Raw genomic sequence first — 23,376 nt, 5'->3', positions numbered from 1 at the left:
GGATCCTCAGGCGGCATGGGGGACGGGTTGCGAGCGGTCCCACAGGTTGGGCAGGGCGCTGTTGGCGTAGCCGGAGATGAAGGGCTTGCGCTGGCCGGTCAGCGGGTCGAACACCGACCGCCGGACGGCGCCGATGTTGCCGCCATAGACGTGGATGCTGATGGACGGCCGGTCCGGCAGCGCGTTGGCGATGGCATGGACGTCGCCGATTCGGGGCGAGACCGCCTCAACCAACCCGACCTTCAGGATTTCGGACATATGTGCGATGGGCGGGCCGCCCTGGGGCTGGAGGTCATAGCGTTGCGACCGTTCCGCCCCGCGCAGGATGCCGACGAGTCCCCAGACGGTGTGGTCGTGGATCGGCGTCCGCTGTCCCGGTCCCCAGACGAAGCTGACGACGGAGAAGCGTTCGTACGGGTCGCAATGCAGCAGATATTGCCGGTAATGCACTGGATCGGGCCGGGCATAGGCGTCGGGCAGCCAGTCGTCGGTCGCGATCAGATCGGCCAGCAGGACGCGGCCGGCGTCCAGCACCGCGGCTTCGTCGTCGCCGTGCCGCTCCACCAATCGGGTGAAGTCGGCGATGAAGCCGCGCAGACGGGCCAGGTTGGGGGTGGCTGTATCGGGCGTTTTGCTGTCGGGCATGGTCGGTCGTCCTCACCAGGTCTCGGCAAGGCCGAGCAGTTCGAGAATGCGGTGGCGAAGCTCGGTCAGAACGGGATCCCCGCGGTGGCGGGGATAGGGGCGGTCGACGGGCAGGTCGGCCTTGATGCGGGCAGGGCGGCCGCTGAACACGATGACGCGGGTCGCCATGAACAGCGCCTCCTCGATGTCGTGGGTCACCAGAAGGCCGGTGAAGCCGGTGCTGCGCCACAGATCGACCAGTTCGCTCTGCATGGCGAGCCGGGTCAGGCTGTCCAGCTTGCCCAACGGCTCGTCGAGGATCAGCAGGCGCGGGTCGTTGACCAGCGCGCGGGCCAGCGCCGCCCGTTGGGCCATGCCGCCCGACAACTGGTGCGGATAGGCCTTCTCGAAGCCGGTCAGCCCGACGAGCGACAGCGCTTTCTCCACCCGATGGCCCTGGGAGCGCAGCAGGCCGCGCGCCTCCAGCCCAAGGGCGACGTTGTCGCGCACGGTGCGCCAGGGATAGAGCGTCGGATCCTGGAACACGACGACGCGCGACGGGTCGGGACCGGTGATCGGATGGCCATCGGCCAGGATGCGGCCCTGGCTGGGCGGTTCGAGCCCGGCGACCAGCCGCAGCAGGGTGGATTTGCCGCAGCCGCTCGGCCCCAGCAGGGCGACCAGTTCCCCCGGCTCGACCCGAAGCTCCACCCCGTCCAGCACCGGAAGCGGAGCGCCTTGCAGTTCGAAGCTGTGGCTGACCGCCTGCACGTCGATGGTCATGCCCGCGGACCGGCCGGCGGTGTCGGTGTTTTCCAGCGCTACCATTTCACCATTCCCTTCTGCCAGGCGAGCAGGCGGTCGCGGACGCGGAACAGCAGCGCCACCAGACCGGAGCAGACCAGCGCCATCACCAGCAGGGCCGCGTACATGTTGCCGTAGGCGGCCCAGCCCTGGGCCCATTGCAAGTACCAGCCGACGCCGGACTTCACGCCCAGCATCTCCGCCACCACCAGAACGGCGAAGGAGGCGCCGAGCCCCATGAACAGGCCGACGAAGACATGCGGCATCGCCGCCGGGACGGCGACCTTCAGCACCAGGAAGCGTTGCGACGCGCCCAGCGTGCGGGCGATGTCGTAATAGGCGCTGTTGACCCCGGCCACGCCGGACCATGTGAGGACGGTCACCGGCACGCCGCTGGCGAGCGCGATCAGGAAGACGCTTGCGCTCCAGCTGGTCGGGAAGGCGAAGAAGGCGATGGGCAGCCAGGCGGTCGCCGGCAGCGGGCCGATCAGCCTCAGCACGGGATGGACCCAGTAGCCGACCGCGCGCGACCAGCCGATGGCGACCCCCGTCACCACGCCCAGCACCGAACCCACGGCAAAACCGGTGACCAGCAGCTTCAGCGAGGCGGCGAAGCAGTCGAGCAGCCGCGGCCAGTCGTCGAGATAGACCTCCAGCAGCGCCTGGGGCGGCACGAAGAAGGGGCGCGGCAGCAGGTTGAGCTTGGCGGTCAGCATCTGCCAGCCGGTGATGCCCAGCGCCAGGGCGATCAGCCAGGGCACGGACGCCGACAGGCCCGCGATGGCGGATGCCAGCCGGCTGCGCGCCGCCGGGCGGATGACCACGGTCAGTGGGGCGATCAGCGCCAGCAGCCCGGCGGCGACCACCAGCAGGCTGGCGAACTCGCCGGTCCGTTCCCACGGCTCCGCATCGGCGGCATCGGGCCACAGGGCGGTCACCCCGGCAGCAAGGAACCACAGCAGGGCGGCGGCGGAAAAGCGCAGCGGGAGGCCGGATGGCAGGGAGCCGCCACCCGGCAAAGCTGCGCCGTTGACCGCCGGCAGGGCGGCGGCCGTGTCGTTCACGCTCATGGTTGGTCTCCGGTTCGGCCGGCCGGTTCGTTCGTCCGGGCGGCCGCTACGGCGTTGGGCTCAAAGGATCACCACCGCCTTCGACACGTCCAGCCGCGGGGCGCGCGGGCGCGACGGCTGTCCGTCGGCATGGCCCAGCGCCACCAGCAGGTTCGTGCGCAGGCGGCCGTCGGCGAAGAACTCCGCATCGACCGCCTCTGCATCGAAACCGGACATCGGTCCGGCATCCAGCCCCAGCAGCCGGGCCGCCAGGATCAGGTAGCCGGCCTGCAGCGACCCGTTGCGGAACGCCGTGGTTTCGGCCAGCGACGGTTCGTCGACGAACATCGGCGAGGGGTCGTAATGCGGGCTCAGCAGCGGCAGATGCTCGAAGAAACGGCGGTCATAGGCGACGATGGCGATGGCCCCGGCCGTCAGCTTGGACTGGTTGCCGCGGCTCAGCGCCGGGCGCAGCCGGTCCTTGGCCTCCGGCGTCGTCAGGAAGACGAAGCGCGCCGGGCTGCCGTTGAAGGCGGTCGGCGCCAGCCGGACCAGTTCATAAAGGCGATGCAGGGTCTCCACCGGGACCGGCCGGTCTGACCAGGATTGCGGCGTGCGGGCATTGAGGAACAGGCGATCGGCCGCCGCCTGGGCAATGTCATCGGGCGGCTGTTCGGTGGCGGGAAGATGGGTGTCCGGCATGGGAGCGGGCTCCGTCAGGGGATTGGGTCACGACCACACATGCTGGCGGCGGTCGTCGATTCGCTTGGCCTTGTGGACGGCGCGGGGCAGCGTGCCGGGGGCGAGCAGGGCGACCTCCGCCCCGACACCGGTGGCGGCCTTCAATCGGCGGCGCAGCCGGCTCCGCAACTCCTCCAGATCGCCGTTGAAGCCCTGGGTGTGTTCCGCCTCGACCGTCAGGCGATCCAGTCGCTCGACCCGGTCCAGCACCAGCCGGTATTCGCCGGTCAGCGCCGGGTCCTGGCGCACCACCGCCTCGACATCGCCGGGGAACAGGTTGACGCCCTTGACGATCAGCATGTCGTCGAGCCGCCCATGCACGCCCTTCAGCCGCAGGGAGGTTCGGCCGCAGCGGCAGGGTTCCGTCGTCACCGACACGATGTCGCCGGTGCGGAAGCGGATGATCGGGCGGGCGCGCTTGCGCAGGGTGGTCAGCACCAGCTCGCCGCGCTCGCCCTCCGCCACCGGTTCGAGGGTTTCGGGGTTCAGCACCTCGACCAGGATATGGTCTTCGGCCCAATGCAACCCGTCCTTCTCCACGCACATGCCGGCGCAGGAGCCGAAGATGTCGGACAGGCCGTAATAGTCGTAGACTTCGGCACCCCACAGCGCCTCGATCCGCTCGCGCGTCTCGGGAATGGAGCCGCCGGGCTCGCCCGCCACGAACAGGCGGCGGACGGCGAGGTCGCGGGCCGGGTCGATGCCTTCGCGCTGGGCGGTCTCACCCAGGTGCCAGGCATAGGATGGCGTCGTCCACAGCGCCGTCGCCTTGAACTGGTCCAACACCGCCAGCAGCCGTTCCGACGGCAGGGTTCCGGCATGGATGCTGAGCGCTCCCAGCTTCTGCGCACCCAGCACGCAGGGGCCGCCGACGAACAGCGAGAAGTTCAGCGCATGGGCGTAGCGGTCGGCCGGGCGCAGGCCGCTCGACCAGAACTGCCGCGCCTCATAGTCGATCCACTCCTCGAAATCCTTGGCGGTGAAGGGGGAGGCTGTCGGCACCCCGGTCGACCCGCTGGAGGCGGAGATGTAGACGATCTCCCGTTCCGGAACGGCGACCAGATCGCCGAAGGGCGGCACCGCGACCTGCCGGTCGCGGATGGTCGCCTTATCCAGGAAGGGGAAACGCCGCAGGTCATCCAGCGTGCGCAGGTCGGTCGGCGACACCCCCTGCGCATCGAAGGCGGCGCGGTAGTAGGGGGAACCTTCGTAAGCATGCCGCAGATGGTCCTTCAGCAGGTCCAGCTGCAGTTGCCGCCAGTCGGTGCGGCTCTGGGTTTCCAGACCGGGGTGCCAGTATGCGTCATGGTCCTGAACCGCCACTTTTTCTTATCCTTCGAGAGTGTATGAGCGGCAGGCGGCCGGATCAGGCCAGCGCCGCCAACGAAGCCAGGAGAATGGCCGAGACGATGCCGAGACCGAGGGGAAGCAGGCCATCGTCCTCATGACCATTGTCGAGGACGCCATCGTCGCTCACCCCGGCCGCCGGGTCGGCCGCCGGCCCATCGGGCGGCAGAAGCGGCAGCACGAGCGCGCCGGAGGGGCAGAGCGACGCCATCACCATCCTGTCGAAATCATCGAAACCCTTCATGGCACATCTCCTTGTCAGGTGGTGGGTCAAGTGGTGAGGGCCGTGGCGCTTCCGAACGGCTGCAAAGGCATATCACAAGGGAAAGTCGCTCAATTTCTTAATTATCTATAGGAAAGTAGGAAAAATCGGCAAGGTCAAGAGCCAGCTTTGTATGGCGCGGTGTTTTTGGCGGAACCGGTACCGCCCTCGGTCCGCTCAAGGTCGGGGAATCCGGGCCGACATAGCGCCCAGCAACGCCATGGCCGCATAGTTTAACACGGATAAAATGTTTTATAACACTATTTCCCCATAGGAAGATAGATTTTATGGTGACAACGGCGCGGGCGTCGCTTTAGAGTTTCCGGACATTCGAATTTCCGGCGCTCGCATGCCGGCATTCACACCGTGACGGGGAACGCGACGATGAAGCCCATTCTGCCTTCCTTCCTCTATGCCGCCCTGGCGACCATCGCTCCCTTTGCCGCTCCCCTCACCGCCGAAGCGGCGTCCGGCAAGGTCGTGGTCGGCTATCAGACCGACGCGCTGCCCTCCTCGGTCGCCATCGCCAATGGCGATTTCGCCAAGGCGACCGGCACGGAGATCGATTTCCGCAAGTTCAATTCGGGCGCGGAGATCTTCGCCGCCATCGCCTCGGGCGACGTGCAGGTCGGCTATGTCGGCTCCAGCCCCTTCGCCGCCGCGGTCAGCCGCGGGCTGGACGTGAAGGCCTTCCACCTTGCGACCATCTCCGGCACCGACGAGGCCCTGGTGGTGCGCAACGGGTCCGGCATCGAGAAGCCGTCGGACCTGAAGGGCAAGAAGCTGGCCGCAGCTCCGGTCTCCACCGACCATTACCAACTGCTCGCCGTCCTGAAGCAGGAGAAGCTGACGGAGCGTGACGCCCAGGTCTTCGCCATCCCGCAGCCGGACATCGTCGCCGCCTGGAACCGCGGCGACCTGGACGGCGCCTTCGTCTGGGACCCCGCCCTGACCGAGCTGAAGAAGACCGGCAAGGTGCTGCTGACCTCGCGCGAGGTGGCCGACCGCGGCGCCCCCACCTTCACCGCCTGGGTGGCCACCGCCGCCTTCGCCAAGGACAATCCCGCCTTCCTGAAGAACTTCGCCGGCACCATCGAGCGCTACAGCGCCTCTTTCCGTAACGACAAGGCGGCCTGGGGTCCGGACTCGGAGAATACGAAGACGCTGGCGAAGCTTCTGGGCGGCACCCCGTCCGATCATGCCTCGGCGCTGACCAACCTGTCTCTGGTCCCGGCGGAGGTGCAGGCCTCCACCGCCTGGCTGGCCGGCGGGGAATCAGCCGGTGCCGCCAAAATCCTGAAGGACACGGCGGAGTTCCTGAAGGAGCAGAAGAAGATCTCCACCGTGCTGCCCAGCTACGGCAGCTTCGTCACCGCGGAGTACGTCAAGGACATCCGTTGATTGTTCGGCCGTTGATTGTTCGGCCGTCGATCCGGCCGCCGACAGGAGAGTGCCCATGCTCCAGGTCCGCAACGCCAGCGTCTTCTTCTCCGCCAGCGATGGCCGGGTGGTCCATGCGCTGGACCGTGCGTCGTTCGACATCGACGCCAACAGCATCGTCGTGGCGCTGGGGGCGTCGGGCTGCGGGAAATCGACGCTGCTGAACGCCATCGCCGGCTTCCTGCCGCTGTCGGAGGGTTCGATCACGCTGGACGGTATGCCGGTCGCCAACCCCGGCGCCGACCGTGGCGTGGTGTTCCAGAAGGACACGCTGCTGCCTTGGAGCAGCGTCGCCGACAATGTGGCGCTCGGCCTGCGCTTTGCCGGCGTTCCGGCAAAGGAGCGGCGCGAAAGGGCGGAGGAGCTGCTGGGGCTGGTCNCGATCAGCGCCAGCGCGTCGGCATCGCCCGCGCGCTGGCGACCGATCCGAAGATCCTGCTGATGGACGAACCCTTCGGCGCGCTCGACAGCCTGACGCGCGAACAGATGCAGGAGCTGCTGATCGATGTCTGGGCGCGCACCGGCAAGCGCATCTTCTTCATCACCCATTCCATCGAGGAGGCGCTGTTCCTGGGCACCACGGTGGTGGTGATGTCGCCGCGGCCAGGACGGATCGTCGCCCGCTTCGACCTGGATTTCGTCCGCCGTTTCGCCGCCGAGCGCGACGTGCGGGCCATCCTGTCGGCGCCGGAATTCGCCGAACTCTATGACGAAATCCGCTCCCTGGTGCACCGGCCCTACGCCGAGACGGACTCCCGCCGGAGGGTGCTGCAATGACCGACATCGCCCGCCCCGGCGACCGCGTCGCCGATCAGGTCCCCGGTCCGGCGGACCGGCCGAGGATCGTCCGGCTCCATCCCTTCGGACTGGATGGCGCCCGCACCGGGCCGATCAGCCTCGCCACCGCCGCCCTGCTGCTGGCGGCATGGTTTCTGGTCGCGCAGTACCGGCTGGTGCCACCGCTGTTTCTCCCCACTCCGCAGGAGGTGGCGACCCAGTTTCTGGCGGTCCTCGAGGACGGCTATGCCGGCGCAACCCTGTGGGAGCATATGTCGGCCAGCCTGTTCCGCATCTTCTCCGCCGCCGTCTTCGCCGCTTCGCTCGGCATTCCGCTTGGGCTGGCGATGGGGCTGAACCGTTGGGCCAAGGGCATTTTCGACACGCCCATCGAATTCTACTGGCCGCTGCCGCCGCTGGCCTATCTGCCGCTGATGATCATCTGGCTCGGCATCGGCGAGGTGTCGAAGATCGTCCTGCTGACGCTGGCGATGTTCGCGCCTGTCTGCCTGTCGGCCCAGGCCGGCGTCCGGGCTCTGCCGATCGAGCGGGTGAACGCAGCGCTGTCGCTGGGTGCCAGCCGCTGGCAGCTGTTCCGCACCATCGTGCTGCCCAGCGCCCTGCCGGAGATCCTGACCGGTCTGCGCATCGGCATCGGCGTCGGCTGGAGCACACTGGTCGCGGCGGAACTGATCGCCGCCACCCGCGGCATCGGCTTCATGATCATGTCCGCTTCGCATTTCCTTGCCACCGACGTCGTCTTCGTCGGCATCGGCATCATCGCAGCCTTCGCCTTCGCCTTTTCCTATGGAATGCGCCTGCTGGAAGGCTGGCTGGTGCCGTGGAAGGGCAAGTCCTGAGGCCGGCAATCCGCAAAAACGCACTCTGACGAACACCAAGATTCCGGGGAACCGCCATGCCTGACATCGCCTTGCCCACCCTGACCATCACCCCCGTCAGCCCCGCCATCGGTGCGCGGGTGGAGGGCATCGACCTCACCCACCCGCTGTCGGACAGCGAGGCGGCGGCGCTGGAGCGGGCGCTCGTCGCCCATCAGGTTCTGTTCTTCGAGAACCAGCCGCTGACGCCGCAGGCGCAGCGCGACTTCGCCGCCCGTTTCGGTCAGCTGCACATCCACCCGATCTACCCGAAGGTGCCCGAGCAGCCGGAGATCATGGTGCTGGACACCGGGCCGCACAACCCGACCGACAACGATGTCTGGCACACCGACGTCACCTGCATCGAAACGCCGCCTGCCATTGTCGCCCTGTCGGGCAAGCTGATTCCGCCCATCGGCGGGGATACGGTGTGGGCAAGCAACATCGCCGCCTACAACGGCCTGTCCGAACCGATCCGCCGCCTGCTGGAGCCGCTGGAGGCCCTGCACGACTTCACCCGCTCCTTCCCGGAATGGCGGCACAACGGCGATCCGGAGACCCATGCGCGCTGGAAGGCGGCGCGGGACAAGCACCCGGCTGTGGTCCATCCCGTCATCCGCACCCATCCGGTCAGCGGCGCCAAGGCGCTGTTCGTGAACGAGAATTTCACCTCGCGCATCGTTGGGCTCAGCGATCGGGAGAGTGCGGCGATCCTGGATTTCCTGTACGACCATATCAGCCGGCCGGAATACACCGTGCGCTGGCGCTGGAAAGCCGACGATCTGGTGCTGTGGGACAACAGGTCGACCCAGCATTACGCGGTGAACGACTATTCGCCGCACCGGCGCATCATGCACCGCGCCACTGTTCTCGGCGACCGGCCCTATTGAGGGGGAGAGGGAAGCGGGGCGTCAATCCCACCGTGCTCAAGAACGATTGATCGTTCTGTAAAGTGTCAGGTTGCGACACCTCCTTGGCACTGAAGACCTTCAGCTGGGCCGCGATTTTGATTTTGGTCAGGGAGCAGGGATCGGGAGGTCGATAGGTTGGATTGATCAGCTCCGGTCTTGCTTTCAGGCGCTCGCTCACGACCTCGTCGGGGGATCGGCCATCCAAGACCCGTTGCCGCCCCGCCATCAACCCTGGCCCTGGCGGGCCACCGCCTCACGGCGGATCATGGGGTTGACGGCGGGGCGGACGCCGGGTCGGCTTTCCTCATCATGGCGTCGACGGACAGGTCTGCGCCGAGTTCCGGCGCGCCGATGCACGACATCATAAGGCGTCGCTCGAACCACGCGCCGTATTCCCAGACAGCCCAACAGCTCACGTCCCAACAGCGTTCCGCAATCAAACAATTAGGAGAAATAGAGAGTCGGGCAGCAGCGTTCTGCATCACATCCGGCTATGCCGCTCCATCCCAAGGTGGAGTCCATGCGCCAACAAGCACACGCTGAAAGTGGGTCCGGTCGGACCTCATATCAGATCGACAGGTCCGGCAATGAGTTTGTCCCGGAATACGCCCTCCGGGTCCGGTCGGCAGCCGTCCAAAGTGGAGTTGCGGAAGGGGGCAGTCCTCCCTGTATCCGGCAGGGCGGCTTATTCGAAGCGTTGATGCCGCCATGGCGGAGGGATCAAAATCGGAATGCGTCGGGCCGATGTTTGTTAGGATGGCTTCGGGACCATGAGGAGCCGCTTCCTTGAGCACAGGACTGATCGCACTGCTTGACGACGTGGTCGGCTTGACCAAGGTCGCCGCCGCTTCACTGGACGACGCCGCCGGGCAGGCCGCGAAGGTGGGAGCCAAAGCCGCCGGGGTGGTGGTCGACGACGCTGCCGTCACGCCGCGCTACGTCGTGGGATTCACGGCGGATCGCGAACTGCCGATCATCGGCAAGATCGCTCTCGGTTCCTTGAAGAACAAGCTGATCCTGCTGTTGCCGGCCGCACTGGTGTTGAGCCTTGTGGCGCCCTGGGCCATCACGCCGCTGCTCATGCTGGGCGGCGCCTTCCTCTGCTACGAAGGGGCGGAGAAGATCCTTGAAGCCATCTGGCCGCACGCCGCTCATGGCGGCCATGTTGAAGAGGGCATGGCCGACCGGCAGTCGGCCCGGCAATTCGAAGACGCCAAAGTGAACAGCGCGATCAAGACCGACCTGATCCTGTCGGCTGAAATCATGGCGATCACGCTGTCCGCCGTCGCTGCGGAGGTTTCCTCCTTCTGGATGCAGGCGCTGATCCTGGGCATCGTCGGAACCGGCATCACAATCGCCGTCTACGGCACGGTGGCCCTGATCGTGAAAGCCGACGACGCCGGCCTTTCCCTGGCGCAGAACGGCCGGCCGGTTTCCAGCCTCTTCGGGCTGCGGCGGCTGGCCCCCGCTGCTCCGGGCGGGGCGGACCGGCTGCTGCGCCCGCTGACACAGGGGCTTGGCCGCGGTCTCGTCTATGGAATGCCGCTGTTTCTCAAGCTGCTCGGCCTCGTCGGCACCGCTGCGATGCTCTGGGTCGGCGGCGGCATCATCATCCACGGGCTGGAAGGCTATGGCCTGGAGGAACTCGGGCACGCGATCCATGACGCCGCCGCGGCGGTCGGCCATGCGCTTCCGCTGGGGGCGGCGGCGATGGAATGGCTGGTGGCCGCCGGACTGGCGGGGGCCGTCGGGCTTCTTCTCGGCGTGCTGCTGATCCCGCTGGTCCACCGCGTCGCCATGCCGGTCTTCGCGCTGCTGAAGCGCTGACGCGGCTCCGGACCGGGAGCCTCGCCGCCGGTGCCCCCCTTGGCTGGTCTTTCCCGCCTCGCCGTTGCCGCTCGACCCCTGGGCTCGCCGGTCGCTATAGTCGGTTCGAGCCCGTGTCGGCCCCGCATCCTTCCCGCCAACGCCCAGGACCCTGAATGCAAGCCCGCCAATTGGAAGTCTTCTGCATGCTGATGCGCTGTGGAACGGTGACCGGTGCGGCGGCGATGCTGAACATTTCACAGCCGGCCTTGAGCCAGATCCTGCTGCACGCCGAAGACCAGTTGGGATTCAAGCTGTTCGACCGGGTGCGCGGGCGTCTGGTGCCGACGCAGGAGGCCAACGAGCTGTATCCGGAGGCAGAGCGTATCTTCTCCGAACTCGGCGCGTTGCGTCGGCGCACGGTCGACATGCGCCATGGCCGCACCGGCCTGGTGCGCCTCGCCGCTTCGGCTCCGCCCTCCATGTCCATCGTCCCGAAGGCGTTGAGTGCCTTCCGCGAGGCTCATCCGGACATCGTGGTGCGGTCGCTGATCGCTCCGATAGCGAACATCCGGGATATGCTGCGCAGCGGCGACGTTCTGCTGGGGGTGGCAATGAGCGACATGCCCCAACATGACCTTGATGTCGAAACGGTGGGCCATGCGGACCTGGTCTGCCTCATGCCGGCGGGGCATCGGCTCGCCGGATACCCCCAGGTCGGTTTCGCCGATCTGGCGGAGGAGACGCTGATTTCGTACCGCGTGGACACGCTGCCCGGCCGTCTGCTGGCCGGGGCGCTGGAGTCCGAGGGCGGCGTCTATGCTCCGGCGGTGGAAATCGACCTGTCGATCACCGCTCTCCCCTTCGTGCGGGAGGGAATCGGTGTGGCGGTCGTCGATGGGCTTTTGCCGTGGAACCAGTTTTCCGGCATCGTCCAACGGCCTTTCCGCCCGGCCATCCGCGTGCCCATCGCCATCCTGACCAGCAAGGAGCGCCCGCTGTCCGGCAGCCACGACCTGATGCGCGAGTGCCTGCGCCGGGCCGCCCGTGCCATCGCGCCGGGCGGAGCCGAACGGCTTTGATCGGGCCGGCGTCCCGGTCAGAAATCGGCGACCTTTCCGGCGGAAAAGCCGGCGAAGCGGTCGGGATGGTAGGGCTTCGGATCGACGATCGGCGTCTGGTCGGTGATGAGGTCGGCGATCAGATGCCCGGCACCGGGACCGATGCCGAAGCCATGGCCGCTGAAGCCGGCGGCCAGGATCAGGCCGGGCAGGTTGCCGACCTCGCCGATTGCCGGAACGCCGTCGGGCGTGCTGTCGATGTAGCCGCCCCAAGCCGCGGTGATCGGTGCGCCCTTCAGACCGGGCAGCAGCGCCATGGCCCGCTGGTGGGTGAGGCGGATCGTGCCGCTGTCCGGGGTGGGGTCCAGCACCCGCATCCGTTCCATCGGGGTCGGACGGTCGAGCCGCCAGCGCCGCAGCGTCTCGTGGCCGGAACGCACGCCCTCCAGCCCGCCGGGCATCAGGCTGCGCCAGCGCCTGGAGAACATCGGCATGAATTGCGGCGCGAAGCGGAACTGCTGAGGTGTCGGATCGACGCGCGCCCGCCCGCTGATGGCCAGCGTATGGCCGCCGTCGCCGCGCCGGGTGATCGACACGGCAGAGGTGTGCAGGGCGTCGGGCAGGCCGGCGGGGCTGGGGCCGACCGACAGGATCGACGAACGGATGGAGGCGAGCGGCAGACGAACGCCCATCTGATGGCAGAAGGAGGAGGTCCAGGCGCCGCCCGATAGAACCACGATCTTGGTGCGGATCGTGCCCTTTTCGGTGATCACGCCACTGACCCGTCCGCCGCTGGTTTCCAGCCCGCGCGCGGCGCAGCCCTGATGCACCGTGCCGCCCAGCTTCATGATCGCCCGCGCGAAGGCGGGGGCCGCACGCGAGGGATCGGCGATGCCGTCCGATGGCGAGAAGACACCGCCCTTCCAGGGCTTTCCGGTCGCCCGGCCACGCTCGGCGGCCTCAGCACTGGACAGCATGTGGGTGGTGACGCCGACCGTCCGGGCGAAATCGCGCCAGCGCGCCCAGCCCGCCAATTCCTGGTCGTCATTGCTGAGATAGAGCAGGCCGCAGCGGCTGAAGCCGGTGTCTTCACCGCTCTCCGCGGCAAAGCGCTCCCACAGATCCAGGCTCTTGGTCGCCATCGGCAATTCGCGTGCGTCGCGGTTCTGCTGGCGGCACCAGCCCCAGTTGCGGCTGGATTGTTCCGCCCCGACCTGTCCCTTTTCCACCAGGGCCACCGACACGCCCCGTTTTGCCAGGAAATAGGCCGTCGAGACGCCGACGATGCCGGCACCGATCACAACGACATCGGCCTGATCGGGAAGCTGAGGCGAGGACGGAATGATTGTCAAAGGGGCGGGCATCGGGCGGGTCTCCAAATTCGGCGTTGAGGTATCTAGCCATGGCGCGCGCATCGGTGGGCGCTGCTTTGAGCGACGGAACGGCATTATCTTCTGTCGATGTATGAAAGCCTGGTGCATTGTTCTGCAGGAGAAAAACCACTCGACCATCGACAGGTTGGCTGCATGTGCTATGCTCGGATGGTCGAAACGGCAGAATTTTCTGCTGTGGCTTTTCGTTCCCCCGCCCCGCCCTCGAACCGGATGGGTTCCCCATGAAGCTGGACCGCATCGACATCAAGATTCTGCATCAGCTCCAGAAGAACGGCCGGATCACCAACGTGGAGCTGGCCGAACTGGTCAATCTGTCGCCCAGCCCTTGCCTCATGCGGGTCAAGAAACTCCAGGCGGAGGGCTACATCGAAGGCTATACGGCCCAGATCAACGTCAGCAAACTGGGCCAGACCCTTACCGTCTTCACCGAGGTGACGCTGAAGAACCACCGGCAGGTCGATTTCGCCCGTTTCCTGGCAGCCGTCAAGAAGATCGAACAGCTTCTGGAATGTCATCTGGTGTCCGGCGGCTACGACTACATGCTGAAGTTCGTGACGTCCGGCATCGGAGAATATCAGGAGATCATGGAGAAACTGACCGACATGGACATCGGGATCGACAAGTATTTCAGCTATGTCGTGCTGAAGTCGCCGATCGTGCGCGCGCATATGCCGTTGACCACGCTGTTTCAGATGTGAGGTTTGGCATTGTCTGACTTGCCTTCCGCGCGGCGGTCATCCGCGCGGGAAGGCTTGACGGTTCACGCCACCCGCATCCGGTCCGCCTCGATGTTCAACGTGTCGAGCCAAGTCGGATCCAGCTTCGGGACCGACGAGAACAGCAGCTTCGAATAGGGGTGCTGCGGCTGCTGGCGGGCGGAGGGGATGATGGTCTCCACCGTCTGTCCGCGATACATCACAATGATCTCGTCGCAGATCGCCTCGATCACCGACAGGTCGTGGCTGATGAAGACATAGGACAGGCCGAGTTCGCGCTGCAGTTCCTTGAGCAGGTCGATGATCGCCGCCGCCACCACGGTGTCGAGGGCCGAGGTGATCTCGTCGCACAGGATCAGCTTCGGTTCCGCGGCGAGCGCACGGGCGAAGTTCACCCGCTGCTTCTGGCCGCCCGACAGTTCGGCCGGGCGGCGGTGGCGCAGGGCGCGGGGCAGGTGGACCATGTCCAGCAACGCATCGACGCGCGCCTCGCGGGCCTTGCCGCGCAGGCCGTGATAGAAGGTCAGCGGGCGGCCGAGAATGTCCTCGATCGATTTCGCCGGGTTGAGCGCGGTGTCGGCGTGCTGGAAGACGATCTGCAGGTTGCGCAGCTGCTCGCGGCTGCGCTGGCGGGCGCTGTGCCACAACTCCTTGCCGTTGAACTGGATGTCGCCCTTGCAGGCCGGCAGGATCCCGGCGATGGCGCGGGCCAGTGTGGATTTGCCGCAGCCGGATTCTCCGATGATGCCAAGGTTGGTGCCCCGCTTCACTTGCAGGCTCACCTCCTTTACCGCGAGGACCAGCGGTTGCCCGTTGGATTGCGGCGGGCCGTAGCCGGCGCTCAGCATGTTGATTTCGAGCAGCGGCGCGGCAGCGTTGGCGAAGGCCTCCGCCGCCGCAACCCGTCCGCCGCTGTCCGGGTGGAAGGCGTGCAGCAACTCCTTCGTATAGGGGTGCGTCGGGCGGGTCAGGATGTCGTGGACGCTGCCGATTTCCTGCACTTCCCCGTGCCGCAGCACCATGATGCGGTCGGCGATCTGGGCGACCACAGCCAGATCATGGGAGACATAGACGCAGGCGATCCGGCGCTTGGCGGTCACCGCCTTGAAGGCGCGGAGCACTTCGACCTGCGTGGTGACGTCGAGAGCGGTGGTCGGCTCGTCGAAGATAACCACCTTCGGATCGCCGATCAGAGCCATCGCCGCCGCCAGCCGCTGCAACTGTCCGCCGGACACCTGGTGCGGGTAACGGTCGCCGATGCCGTCGGGATCGGGCAGCGACAGGGCGCGGAACAGGTCGACCGCCCGGCGACGGGCCTCGTCCGGCGGCATCAGGCGGTGGATCCGCGTCACCTCGATGACCTGGTCCATGATGGTCGAGGCGGGGTTGAAGGCGGCCGCCGCACTCTGCGGCACATAGGCGACGGTGGTGCCGCGCAGGGCGGCCCGCTCCTTTTCCGACAGGGTCACCATGTCTTGACCGTCGACCCGCACCGAGCCACCGGAAATCCGGCATCCCGGACGGGCATAGCCCAGCAGCGTCATGGCGGCCGTGGTCTTGCCGGACCCGCTTTCGCCGATGAAGGCGACGGTTTCGCCGGCGGCGACGTCCAGGGTGATTCCCTTGAGGATCTGGATCCAGCGGCCGGAATCGGTGGTGGCCTCGACGGTCAGGCCGCGGATTTCCACGAGGTTCGTCATCAGGAGGCACTCCGGTCCCGGATCTTCTGCGGAAGATTGTCGATCAGCAGGTTGACGCTGACGGTCAGGGTGGCGATGGCCAGCGACGGCACGATCACAGCCGGCGCGGCGAAGGGCAGGCCGCCGATGTTCTCGCGCACCAGAGCGCCCCAGTCGGCATAGGGCGGCTGGACGCCCAGCCCCAGGAAGGACAGGCCCGACAGCAGCAGCACGATGAAGACGAAGCGCAGGCCCAGATCGGCCAGCACCGGGCCGATGATGTTGGGCAGGATCTCCGATGCGATCAGATAGGGCAGCTTCTCTCCGCGGATGCGGGCGACCATGATGAAGTCCATCGTGTCGATGTTGACCGCCAGCGCCCGGCTGAAGCGATAGGCGCCGGGGACATAGATGATCGACAGGGTCAGGATCAGCACCGGAATCGACGATCCGACCGCCGCCACCACCATAAGGCCGAACAGCTTGCTGGGAATGGAGTTGAGCGCGTCGAGCAGGCGGCTGACCACCATGTCCACCGGTCCGCGCAGCACGGCCGAGGTCATCCCCAGCACCACGCCGGTGAAGCAGGCGATGGACACCGCGGCCAGCGAGATGCCGACGGTGTAGCGGGCGCCGTAGATGACGCGGGAGAGCATGTCGCGCCCGAGATAATCCGACCCGAGCCACAGGCCGGGCCGCATCGGGCCGAAATAATCCAGGTCGATCATTGCCCCCACCGAATGGGGGGCGATGTAGGGGGCGAACAGGGCGACCAGAGCCCAGAACAGGACCACGAAGAAGCTGACCAGGCCGACCAGATTGACCCGGTAGCCCGACCGTGCCGCGATGATGCCGGCGGGTGAATGTGTCTTCATCGGAGCCTCGGGTTCGACAGGATGGCGACGATGTCGGCGGTGGTGATCAGAAGCAGATACCCGAAGCAGAAGATCATCGCGCAGGACTGGATCAGCGGAAGGTCGCGGGTGGACACCGCATCCACCATCAGCTTGGCGATGCCCGGATAGTTGAAGATCGTCTCGACGATGATGACGCCGCCCACCAGATAGGACAGTGACAGCGCCACCGCGTTGGCGATCGGACCGAGCGCGTTGGGCAGGGCGTGGCGCAGCACCATCCGGGGCCGCGACGCCCCTTTCAGCAGCGCCATCTCGACATAGGGCGTGTTCAGCGTCTCGATCACCGCGGCCCGGCTCATGCGGATCATCTGCGCCGAGACCACGAAGGTCAGGGTGATGACCGGCATGGCATAGACCCGCAGCAGGCCGGAGAAGCTGTCGACCTGATAGGTGAAGGACAGGGCCGGCAGCCATTTCAGATAGACGGCGAACACCAGCACGGCCAAGGTCGCCAACACGAATTCCGGGACGGATATCACGCCGATGGTGGCGATGGTGACGATACGGTCGTAGAGCGTGCCCCGCCACATGGCGGCGGTGATGCCGAGCGTCAACGCCAGGGGAACCGTCACGAGCGTGGTCAGCCCCGCCATCTTGAGCGTGTTGACCAGCCGGTCGGCGATCAGCGTGGTCACCGGCATCTGGTTGGCATAGGAGGTGCCGAGATCGCCCTGGAACAGCCCGACGATCCAGTAGAGGAAGCGCAGCAGGGCGGGATCGTCCAGATGCATGGCCGCGCGCAGGCCGGCAACCGCCTCGGGCGTCGCCGCCTGCCCGAGCAGGATCATCGCCGTATCGCCGGGCAGCAGGGTGGTGGCGAAGAACACGGCGAAGGACACGATCGACAGTGTGATCAGCGCGATGAGCAGCCGGCCGAGAATAAGGGAGGGAACGCGTGATTTCATGCCTGGCCTCCGCGAGGTGAGGCGCCCCCGGAGGGGTTGCCCGAATGGGCGACGAAGGGCCGGGGCGGTCCTGCCTTGGTTCGGACCGCCCCGGCTGTTTGCCGTATCAGGCAGCGAGCCAGACATGTTCGGCGAAAGCGTAGCCCATCATGCCGCCCAGCGGATTCGGTTGGAGGCCCTTCAGCTTGTTGCTGATTGCGTCCGCGTTCGAAATATAGGCAGGGATGATGGTGCCGGCTTCCTCGGCGATCATCACCTGCATCTGATCGTAGATTTCCTTGCGCTTGGGCCAGGCGAGCGTGGCGCGCGCCTCCAGCATCATCTTGTCAAATTTTTCGGACTTGTACTTGCTCTCGTTCCACGGCGCATCGGAAGCGTAGAGCAGGGAGAACAGGATGTCCGGCGTCGGACGCGGGTTGATGTTGCCGAAATGGATCGGCGACTTCAGCCAATAGTTGCTCCAGTACCCGTCGGACGGCACGCGCTGGACGTCGAGCTTCATGCCGATCTCGGCGCCGGCGGCTTGGACCACCATGGCCATGTCGATGGCGGATGCGGCGGCATCCGACGTGACCACAGGGATGGACTGTCCCAGCAGGCCCGCCTTCTTGAACAGGGATTTCGCCCGTTCCGGATCGAAGGGCTTGGGCTTCAGCGCGGCATTGTGGAAGGGGTTGGACGGGGACACCGGCTGATCGTTGCCGACCTCGCCGAAGCCGCGCAGGGCGGATTTGACGATCTGCTCGCGGTTGACGAGATACTTCATCCCGTCGACGAAATCCTTGCGGCTGCCCGGTTCCATGTCCAGGCGGATGTTCAGGTTGGTGTAGTTGCCCGACGTCGACTTGGACAGGGAGAAGCCCTGCTGTCCATCCACGAGCCGCGTGGAACGCGGGTTGATCGCCGCGGCCAGATGGATGTCGCCGGACAGCAGCGCGTTGACGCGGGCATTGTCGTCGCTGATCGCGAAGAATTCGAAGGAGTCGACGTGCGGGCCGCCCTTCCAGTAGTTCGGGTTGCGGACACCGATGGACCGCACGCCCGGCTCGAAGCTCTTGCAGATGAAGGCGCCGGTGCCGTTGCCCTTGGAGAAATCGGTGGTGCCGTCAGCCACGATCATGAAGTGATGCATGGCCAGGATGGTCGGCAGGTCGGCGTTCGCGCCGGCCAGCGTGATCGCGACGGTGCTCTTGTCGACCGCCTTGATGTCGGTCATCTGGGCGGCGATCTTCGCGACCTTGGATCCGACAGCCGGATCGAGGTGGCGCTTCAGCGAGAACACCACATCGTCGGCGGTCAGCGACTTGCCGTCGTGGAAGGTCACACCGGTGCGAAGCTTGATCGTCCAGGTCTTGGCGTCGTCGGTGTCGATGGACTTGGCCAGCTCCATCTGCGGAATGCCGGCCTTGTCGAGGAAGGTCAGGCGGTTGTAGAAGGCGCAGCAGCGGACATAATCGGTCGAGAGGGACGCCTTCGCCGGATCGAGCGTGTCGGCGGTGGATGACGACCAGCCGGCGGCCTTGAGCGCGCCGCCCTTCACCGGTTCGTCCGCGACCGCGGCGTGGGCACGGCCCAGAACGAGGTCGATGGCGGGCAGGGACATGCCGCCCGCCAACAGCATCTTCAGCAGGTCGCGGCGGTTGGCCCCGCGGCGGATGGCGCTTTCGACCATGCTGTCGTCGGTCAGGGTCCAGGTTTCAGGCGTCTTGCTCATGTCTGCCTCACTCTGTTCGGGATTGCTTGTTCGTTTCTTTTGGGTGCGCTCCGGTTTTCTTCCGGTTACGCGGAAGCCGCCTTCGCCTCTTCTGCCGCGGCGTCGACGGCATCGGCCAATTCCGCCATCGAGCGGAAATGGAAATCCGGTTGGGTGAACTCGGCGGGTTCGATGGTACCACCATACCCCTTCTGGGCGTGCCGCCGCTGGATCCAGCAGTTGGTCATGCCCAGGCTGCGGGAAACGCCGATGTCGTGATACTGGCTCTGGGCGACGTGCAGGATGTCGTCCTTGCTGCCGCCGTCGCGCTCGACGTAATCGAACACCTGCTGGAAGAAGGCGGGGTTGGGCTTTTCGACGCCGGTGTCGTCGGCGGTGAAGCCGGCATAGAAGGGGTCGCCCAGTTCGCGGGAGAAATGGGTGAAGGCCCAGCGCTGCGCGTTGGTCATCGCGATCAGCTTGTAGCGTTTGGCCAGACGCGCCATGGCGTCCCTGCTGTCGGGAAAGCCGGCCCAGGACGCCGCCGAATCTCGCAGACGCTCGCCAAACCGGGTGCCGGCGGGCAACCCCAGCTTGGGCGCGATCACCGAATAGACGCGCACCAGATCGTCGGGAAACAGGCCGACGTCCGGGGCGTAGCGCGCCTCGCGGTAGAGGGTCAGCGCGGCTTCGCCGTCCACCGTGGTGCCGGCTTCCGCCGCGATCCCGGCAAGGCAATCCTTGAGGCCGCCTTCGAAGTCGATCAGGGTGCCGACGACGTCGAAGGTGAGGTATTTGAAGTTCAGCAGAGGCTTGGGCAACGCACCAACTCCTTCAAGGACCGCGTGGGGACCGTTCCGGTCCGGCGGGGCGTTTCAGGTCCGGCAGGATCGTCTGCCGGGGTGTCTCTGGAGATGCCCTCCTGAAGACGGCCAGAGATCCGCCCGTCTGTCCATCCAGTGTGGTCGATGGGTGTGACGCGGATCTCCGAATCTTCAGTGCTGGACAGCAGAAAACGCTGGATACGGGGGTATTCGCGGATTCTTCGGCGGATACCCCCCAATTCAGTCTATCGCATGGCCCTGCGAACGTCGGGATCCTCCAGAGTCTGGTCGAGCGTGCGTGCCGTGCGCTCGATGATCGCGTCGATGTCCTCGTCGGTGCAGCAGAGCGGCGGGGCAAAGCCCAGGACGCCGTTGGCAAAGGCACGGATCACCAGCCCGTTGTTCCAGGCCCGGTCGAATATCCGGCGGGACGGCTCCGCGGCTGCGGGCAGGGGGGTCTTGCGTTCCTTGTCCACCACCAGCTCGATGGCCGCCAGCATGCCGCGCCCGCGCACGTCGCCGACCAGCGGATGATCGCGCAGGGCGTGGAGCCCGGCCATCAGCCGTGCGCCGGCCTTCGCACCGTTGGCGAGCAGGCTGCCCTCGTAAAGGCGCAACGCCTCCAACCCCACTGCGGCACTCACGGGGTGGGCGGAGTAGGTATAGCCATGGCCGACGGCGGCGGTGCCGGCGGCGTCCGCGATTGTGGCATAAACCCCCTCGGACAGGAAGACCGCGCCCATCGGCACATAGCCGGAGGTCAGGCCCTTGGCCGTGGTCATCAGGTCGGGCACCACGCCGTCGTCGGTGCAGGCGAACAGCGGGCCGGTGCGGCCGAAGCCGGTGATGACCTCGTCGGCGACGAACAGGATGCCCAGGCTGCGGCAGCGGTCGCACATCGCCTTCATCCAGCCGTCGGGCGGCACCAGCACGCCGCCCGAGCCCTGGATCGGCTCGGCATAGAAGGCAGCGACCCGTTCCGGCCCGCCGATCTCGGCGATCTTGGCGTCAAGCGCTTCCAGCGAGGCGGCGATGATCGCATCGCCATCGCCGCCCACCGGGTTGCGGTAGGCGTAGTGCGACGGAATCTTGTGCTGCCAGTCGTATGGCACGCCGAAGCCGGCATGGAAGGCCGGAAGGGCGGTCAGCCCGGCGCCGACGGTCGAGGAGCCGTGATAACCCTGCTCGATCGAGATGAACTGGTCGCGCTTCGGCTGGCCCTTAGCCTGCCAGTAATAGCGGATGAAGCGGATGGTGCTGTCCACCGCATCCGACCCGCCCAGCGTGAAATAGACGTGGTTCAGGTCGCCGGGGGCGCGTTCGGCGAGTTCCGCCGCCAGCCGGATCGCCGGCTCGGCACCCAGCCCGAAATAGCCTGTGGCGTAGGGCAGTTGCTGCAGCTGGCGGGTGGCGGCATCGACGAGTCTCTGCTGCCCATAGCCGGCGTTCACGCACCACAGGCCGGCGAAGCCATCCACCAGCCGGTGTCCGGAGGCGTCGGTGATCGTCGCCCCGGAGCCGGAGGCGATCACCCGGACACCGGCCTTCTCATGGCCGCGGTAGGACGCGACGGGATGAACCAGATGGGCACGGTCGAGTTCGATCAGGGAATTGCTGAGCATGGTCCTCTCCGGATCAGCCGAGTGCCTGGCTGGCGAGCGCGAATGTCGAGACGGGTGCGGACGGCTGGGCGGCCGTCGCGGGAGCGGGCCGGCGCATGGCGACGCCGCCGCCGACATGGCGCAGGCCGCAATCGGCCAGCCACGGGCCCAGGCCGGTGCCGGCGGTGGTGTCCACCCGCAGGAATTTTCCCGGATGCGCGGCGATGATCGGGCCGATCAGGGCCTTGGCGCCCTCGGCGTCGGGGGCCACCACCGGGCCGATGACCTGTCCGCGGCCGAAGTCGCGCAGCGCCGCGAACCCGACGGCAGCGCCGTTCCGCCGCAACAGCGTGAAGGAGCCGACCTCGGCGAACCGGTCCAGCAGCAGACTGCGGTCGGCGCCGAAGGCCTGCCGGTCCAGAGCGGCGATGACGGCATGATCGTCCGCGGCCGCGGGGGCGACGTCTTCCGCCGCAAAGGGCGGAACCGGCCCGCCTTCTCCCTGGTGCTGAAGGACCATGCCGACCTCGCGGAAGCCCAGCTTCTCATAAAGCGGAAGCCCTTCCCGGGTCGCGGTCAGACGTAGCGGACGGGCGCCGGCCAATGCCATCGCCTCGTCCATCAGACGGCGGCCAAGACCTTGCCCGCGCCAGCCTTCATCGACGATGACCATGTTGACGGTGGCGGCATCCTCGCCATAGGGCGTCATCAGCACCGTTCCGACCACCTGAGACGTCTCTGCGTCCAAGGCGACCAGGCCCTGGCTCAGCGAAAGGGTCAGGGACCAGTCTTCCAACCGGTGCGGCCATTGCGCCTGCTGCGACAGGAGGAGCGCGTCCTTCAGATGCTTCGGCTCGAAGGCCAGACAGTGAGCCGTTCTTTTGGAAACCGTATTTTTGCTCATGGCCAATCCTTTCACCCTCTCCTTCCAAGAGTGAGCGCAGTGGCCCCGGACGATTGTCTGAAGGCTGCAGCCGCCGCGACATCTTTCACCTTTGCTGCGGCACCCCGCCGCATCTTATGCCGCGACCGTTGCCGTCGAACCCGCCGACGGCACCTCCATTCCCCGGTCAGGGTGTGCGGGCGCCCTTTCCCTCCCAACCAAATGCTGAGCGCCGAGACGGAAACGGAACTTTGTGCTTTCGCGCCGGCCAATTCGGTAAGGCCCGGTGTGGAGGCGGGGCTAGGATCGAAGGGCAGGGCCGATCGAGCCCCTTCCATTTGCCCCCCCCGTGACCCATCCCAAGGAAAGCGACCATGAGCCAGTTCCGGCCGAAATACGTCACCTTCGATTGCCACGGCACGCTGATCAATTTTCAAATGGCGGAGGCCGCGCGCGATCTGTACGGCTCGATCCTCGACGAGGCGCGGATGACGGAGTTCATCAAGAACTTCGCGGCCTATCGCCTGGATGAGATCATGGGCGACTGGAAGCCCTACGCCGACGTCGTCCACAATTCCCTGGAGCGCACCTGTAAGCGCAACAACGTCGTCTTCCGCGACGAGGACGCGCGCATGGTCTATGAACGGGTTCCCACCTGGGGTCCGCACGCCGATGTGCCGGCCGGGCTGGCGAAGGTCGCCAAGGAAATCCCGCTGGTCATCCTGTCCAACGCCATGAACGACCAGATCCCGTCGAACGTGGCAAAGCTGGGCGCGCCCTTCCATGCCGTCTACACCGCCGAACAGGCGCAGGCCTACAAGCCGCGCTTCAAGGCCTTCGAATACATGTTCGACATGCTCGGCTGCGGGCCGGAGGACATCCTCCACTGCTCCTCCTCCTTCCGCTACGATCTGATGTCGGCGCATGATCTCGGGATCCGCAACAAGGTGTGGGTCAACCGCGGCCACGAACCGGCCAACCCCTATTACGGCTATACCGAGATCCGCGACATCTCCGGCCTGCCCGGCGTAGTCGGGTTGTAAGGGGCGGATTTCACGGTTCAG

The 23,376-nt window shown here is 66.5% G+C and carries 21 protein-coding genes and 2 pseudogenes; 9 read left to right on the top strand and 14 right to left on the bottom strand.

Features of this window, described 5'->3' with window-relative positions; genetic code table 11:
* Positions 1-6: 6 nt before the first annotated feature.
* Genes A6A40_RS18625 through A6A40_RS18600 form a run of 6 tightly spaced genes read right to left on the bottom strand, consistent with a single transcriptional unit; the run spans position 7 to position 4,809 of the window.
* Positions 7-645, bottom strand: coding sequence for a cysteine dioxygenase family protein (locus tag A6A40_RS18625; protein WP_108547409.1), 639 nt, complete (start codon positions 643-645; stop codon positions 7-9).
* 12 nt (positions 646-657) lie between these two features.
* Positions 658-1,452, bottom strand: coding sequence for an ABC transporter ATP-binding protein (locus A6A40_RS18620; RefSeq protein ID WP_108547408.1), 795 nt, complete (start codon positions 1,450-1,452; stop codon positions 658-660).
* Positions 1,446-2,498, bottom strand: a complete 1,053-nt coding sequence (locus A6A40_RS18615; protein WP_108547407.1) for an ABC transporter permease — start codon at positions 2,496-2,498, stop codon at positions 1,446-1,448. Before A6A40_RS18615 ends, A6A40_RS18620 begins: the two co-directional genes overlap by 7 nt.
* 60 nt (positions 2,499-2,558) lie before the next feature.
* Positions 2,559-3,179: a malonic semialdehyde reductase gene (locus A6A40_RS18610; RefSeq protein ID WP_108547406.1), complete on the bottom strand. Its 621-nt coding sequence runs from the start codon at positions 3,177-3,179 to the stop codon at positions 2,559-2,561.
* Positions 3,180-3,206: 27 nt separating this feature from the next.
* A complete protein-coding gene (locus A6A40_RS18605; RefSeq protein WP_108547405.1) occupies positions 3,207-4,541 on the bottom strand; it encodes a phenylacetate--CoA ligase family protein in 1,335 nt (444 codons plus the stop codon).
* Positions 4,542-4,584: 43 nt separating this feature from the next.
* A complete protein-coding gene (locus A6A40_RS18600) occupies positions 4,585-4,809 on the bottom strand; it encodes a hypothetical protein (RefSeq protein ID WP_108547404.1) in 225 nt (74 codons plus the stop codon).
* A 402-nt stretch (positions 4,810-5,211) separates the two neighbouring features.
* Here A6A40_RS18600 and tauA point away from each other — a divergent pair, with 402 nt between their 5' ends.
* From tauA to A6A40_RS18565, 7 genes and pseudogenes are all read left to right on the top strand, one after another.
* Complete coding sequence (gene tauA / locus A6A40_RS18595) at positions 5,212-6,228, top strand: taurine ABC transporter substrate-binding protein (protein WP_108547403.1); 1,017 nt, start codon at positions 5,212-5,214, stop codon at positions 6,226-6,228.
* Positions 6,229-6,283: 55 nt separating this feature from the next.
* Positions 6,284-6,646 (top strand): annotated as a pseudogene (locus A6A40_RS31485) (ATP-binding cassette domain-containing protein); the annotation flags it as partial.
* Between the two features lies 1 nt (position 6,647).
* A pseudogene (locus A6A40_RS31480) lies at positions 6,648-7,044 on the top strand (ATP-binding cassette domain-containing protein); the annotation flags it as partial.
* On the top strand, positions 7,041-7,904 hold the full coding sequence (locus A6A40_RS18585; RefSeq protein WP_108547402.1) for an ABC transporter permease subunit: 864 nt from the start codon (positions 7,041-7,043) through the stop codon (positions 7,902-7,904). The pseudogene A6A40_RS31480 and the gene A6A40_RS18585, both read left to right, overlap by 4 nt.
* A gap of 56 nt (positions 7,905-7,960) precedes the next feature.
* Positions 7,961-8,812: a taurine dioxygenase gene (gene tauD / locus A6A40_RS18580; RefSeq protein ID WP_108547401.1), complete on the top strand. Its 852-nt coding sequence runs from the start codon at positions 7,961-7,963 to the stop codon at positions 8,810-8,812.
* Between the two features lie 807 nt (positions 8,813-9,619).
* Positions 9,620-10,660 (top strand): DUF808 domain-containing protein, encoded by a 1,041-nt coding sequence (locus tag A6A40_RS18570; RefSeq protein WP_108547400.1) that lies wholly within the window; start codon positions 9,620-9,622, stop codon positions 10,658-10,660.
* A gap of 155 nt (positions 10,661-10,815) precedes the next feature.
* Entirely contained in the window at positions 10,816-11,721 is a 906-nt protein-coding gene (locus A6A40_RS18565) for a LysR family transcriptional regulator (RefSeq protein ID WP_108547399.1), read from the top strand.
* A 17-nt stretch (positions 11,722-11,738) separates the two neighbouring features.
* Here the strand turns inward: A6A40_RS18565 and A6A40_RS18560 are convergent, their stop codons facing one another.
* Complete coding sequence (locus A6A40_RS18560) at positions 11,739-13,064, bottom strand: NAD(P)/FAD-dependent oxidoreductase (RefSeq protein WP_108547398.1); 1,326 nt, start codon at positions 13,062-13,064, stop codon at positions 11,739-11,741.
* Between the two features lie 251 nt (positions 13,065-13,315).
* On the opposite strand from A6A40_RS18560, the gene A6A40_RS18555 reads away from it, so the two are divergent.
* Positions 13,316-13,792 (top strand): Lrp/AsnC family transcriptional regulator, encoded by a 477-nt coding sequence (locus A6A40_RS18555; protein ID WP_098734844.1) that lies wholly within the window; start codon positions 13,316-13,318, stop codon positions 13,790-13,792.
* A 62-nt stretch (positions 13,793-13,854) separates the two neighbouring features.
* On the opposite strand, the gene A6A40_RS18550 is transcribed toward A6A40_RS18555, so the two are convergent.
* From A6A40_RS18550 to A6A40_RS18520, 7 genes are all read right to left on the bottom strand, one after another.
* Positions 13,855-15,510 carry an ABC transporter ATP-binding protein gene (locus A6A40_RS18550; protein WP_108547397.1) on the bottom strand — a complete coding sequence of 552 codons (1,656 nt, stop codon included), beginning with the start codon at positions 15,508-15,510 and terminating at the stop codon, positions 13,855-13,857.
* Positions 15,510-16,364, bottom strand: a complete 855-nt coding sequence (locus tag A6A40_RS18545; protein ID WP_108547396.1) for an ABC transporter permease — start codon at positions 16,362-16,364, stop codon at positions 15,510-15,512. Before A6A40_RS18545 ends, A6A40_RS18550 begins: the two co-directional genes overlap by 1 nt.
* Positions 16,361-17,311, bottom strand: a complete 951-nt coding sequence (locus A6A40_RS18540; RefSeq protein WP_108547395.1) for an ABC transporter permease — start codon at positions 17,309-17,311, stop codon at positions 16,361-16,363. Before A6A40_RS18540 ends, A6A40_RS18545 begins: the two co-directional genes overlap by 4 nt.
* Positions 17,312-17,417: 106 nt before the next feature.
* Positions 17,418-19,025: an ABC transporter substrate-binding protein gene (locus A6A40_RS18535; RefSeq protein ID WP_108547394.1), complete on the bottom strand. Its 1,608-nt coding sequence runs from the start codon at positions 19,023-19,025 to the stop codon at positions 17,418-17,420.
* Between the two features lie 65 nt (positions 19,026-19,090).
* Positions 19,091-19,825: an HAD-IA family hydrolase gene (locus A6A40_RS18530; RefSeq protein WP_108547393.1), complete on the bottom strand. Its 735-nt coding sequence runs from the start codon at positions 19,823-19,825 to the stop codon at positions 19,091-19,093.
* 248 nt (positions 19,826-20,073) lie between these two features.
* The gene (locus tag A6A40_RS18525; protein WP_108547392.1) at positions 20,074-21,450 is read right to left on the bottom strand and encodes an aspartate aminotransferase family protein; all 1,377 of its coding nucleotides are present in this window, start codon (positions 21,448-21,450) and stop codon (positions 20,074-20,076) included.
* 13 nt (positions 21,451-21,463) lie between these two features.
* Positions 21,464-22,333, bottom strand: a complete 870-nt coding sequence (locus A6A40_RS18520; RefSeq protein WP_108547391.1) for a GNAT family N-acetyltransferase — start codon at positions 22,331-22,333, stop codon at positions 21,464-21,466.
* A gap of 353 nt (positions 22,334-22,686) precedes the next feature.
* On the opposite strand from A6A40_RS18520, the gene A6A40_RS18515 reads away from it, so the two are divergent.
* Positions 22,687-23,355: a haloacid dehalogenase type II gene (locus A6A40_RS18515; protein WP_108547390.1), complete on the top strand. Its 669-nt coding sequence runs from the start codon at positions 22,687-22,689 to the stop codon at positions 23,353-23,355.
* Positions 23,356-23,376: the final 21 nt, after the last annotated feature.

The sequence above is a fragment of the Azospirillum humicireducens genome, assembly GCF_001639105.2.
Classification (GTDB): Bacteria; Pseudomonadota; Alphaproteobacteria; order Azospirillales; family Azospirillaceae; genus Azospirillum; species Azospirillum humicireducens.
Note: the sequence above shows the minus strand (reverse complement) of the source record. Positions and strands in the feature narration are given on the sequence as shown.

What these genes read in the sequence shown, in the direction of transcription:
- A6A40_RS18625 (WP_108547409.1), bottom strand. Translation starts at nt 645, where the DNA reads ATGCCCGACAGCAAAACGCCCGATACAGCCACCCCCAACCTGGCCCGT.
- A6A40_RS18620 (WP_108547408.1), bottom strand. Translation starts at nt 1,452, where the DNA reads ATGGTAGCGCTGGAAAACACCGACACCGCCGGCCGGTCCGCGGGCATG.
- A6A40_RS18615 (WP_108547407.1), bottom strand. Translation starts at nt 2,498, where the DNA reads ATGAGCGTGAACGACACGGCCGCCGCCCTGCCGGCGGTCAACGGCGCA.
- A6A40_RS18610 (WP_108547406.1), bottom strand. Translation starts at nt 3,179, where the DNA reads ATGCCGGACACCCATCTTCCCGCCACCGAACAGCCGCCCGATGACATT.
- A6A40_RS18600 (WP_108547404.1), bottom strand. Translation starts at nt 4,809, where the DNA reads ATGAAGGGTTTCGATGATTTCGACAGGATGGTGATGGCGTCGCTCTGC.
- tauA (WP_108547403.1), top strand. Translation starts at nt 5,212, where the DNA reads ATGAAGCCCATTCTGCCTTCCTTCCTCTATGCCGCCCTGGCGACCATC.
- A6A40_RS18585 (WP_108547402.1), top strand. Translation starts at nt 7,041, where the DNA reads ATGACCGACATCGCCCGCCCCGGCGACCGCGTCGCCGATCAGGTCCCC.
- tauD (WP_108547401.1), top strand. Translation starts at nt 7,961, where the DNA reads ATGCCTGACATCGCCTTGCCCACCCTGACCATCACCCCCGTCAGCCCC.
- A6A40_RS18565 (WP_108547399.1), top strand. Translation starts at nt 10,816, where the DNA reads ATGCAAGCCCGCCAATTGGAAGTCTTCTGCATGCTGATGCGCTGTGGA.
- A6A40_RS18560 (WP_108547398.1), bottom strand. Translation starts at nt 13,064, where the DNA reads ATGCCCGCCCCTTTGACAATCATTCCGTCCTCGCCTCAGCTTCCCGAT.
- A6A40_RS18555 (WP_098734844.1), top strand. Translation starts at nt 13,316, where the DNA reads ATGAAGCTGGACCGCATCGACATCAAGATTCTGCATCAGCTCCAGAAG.
- A6A40_RS18550 (WP_108547397.1), bottom strand. Translation starts at nt 15,510, where the DNA reads ATGACGAACCTCGTGGAAATCCGCGGCCTGACCGTCGAGGCCACCACC.
- A6A40_RS18545 (WP_108547396.1), bottom strand. Translation starts at nt 16,364, where the DNA reads ATGAAGACACATTCACCCGCCGGCATCATCGCGGCACGGTCGGGCTAC.
- A6A40_RS18540 (WP_108547395.1), bottom strand. Translation starts at nt 17,311, where the DNA reads ATGAAATCACGCGTTCCCTCCCTTATTCTCGGCCGGCTGCTCATCGCG.
- A6A40_RS18535 (WP_108547394.1), bottom strand. Translation starts at nt 19,025, where the DNA reads ATGAGCAAGACGCCTGAAACCTGGACCCTGACCGACGACAGCATGGTC.
- A6A40_RS18525 (WP_108547392.1), bottom strand. Translation starts at nt 21,450, where the DNA reads ATGCTCAGCAATTCCCTGATCGAACTCGACCGTGCCCATCTGGTTCAT.
- A6A40_RS18520 (WP_108547391.1), bottom strand. Translation starts at nt 22,333, where the DNA reads ATGAGCAAAAATACGGTTTCCAAAAGAACGGCTCACTGTCTGGCCTTC.
- A6A40_RS18515 (WP_108547390.1), top strand. Translation starts at nt 22,687, where the DNA reads ATGAGCCAGTTCCGGCCGAAATACGTCACCTTCGATTGCCACGGCACG.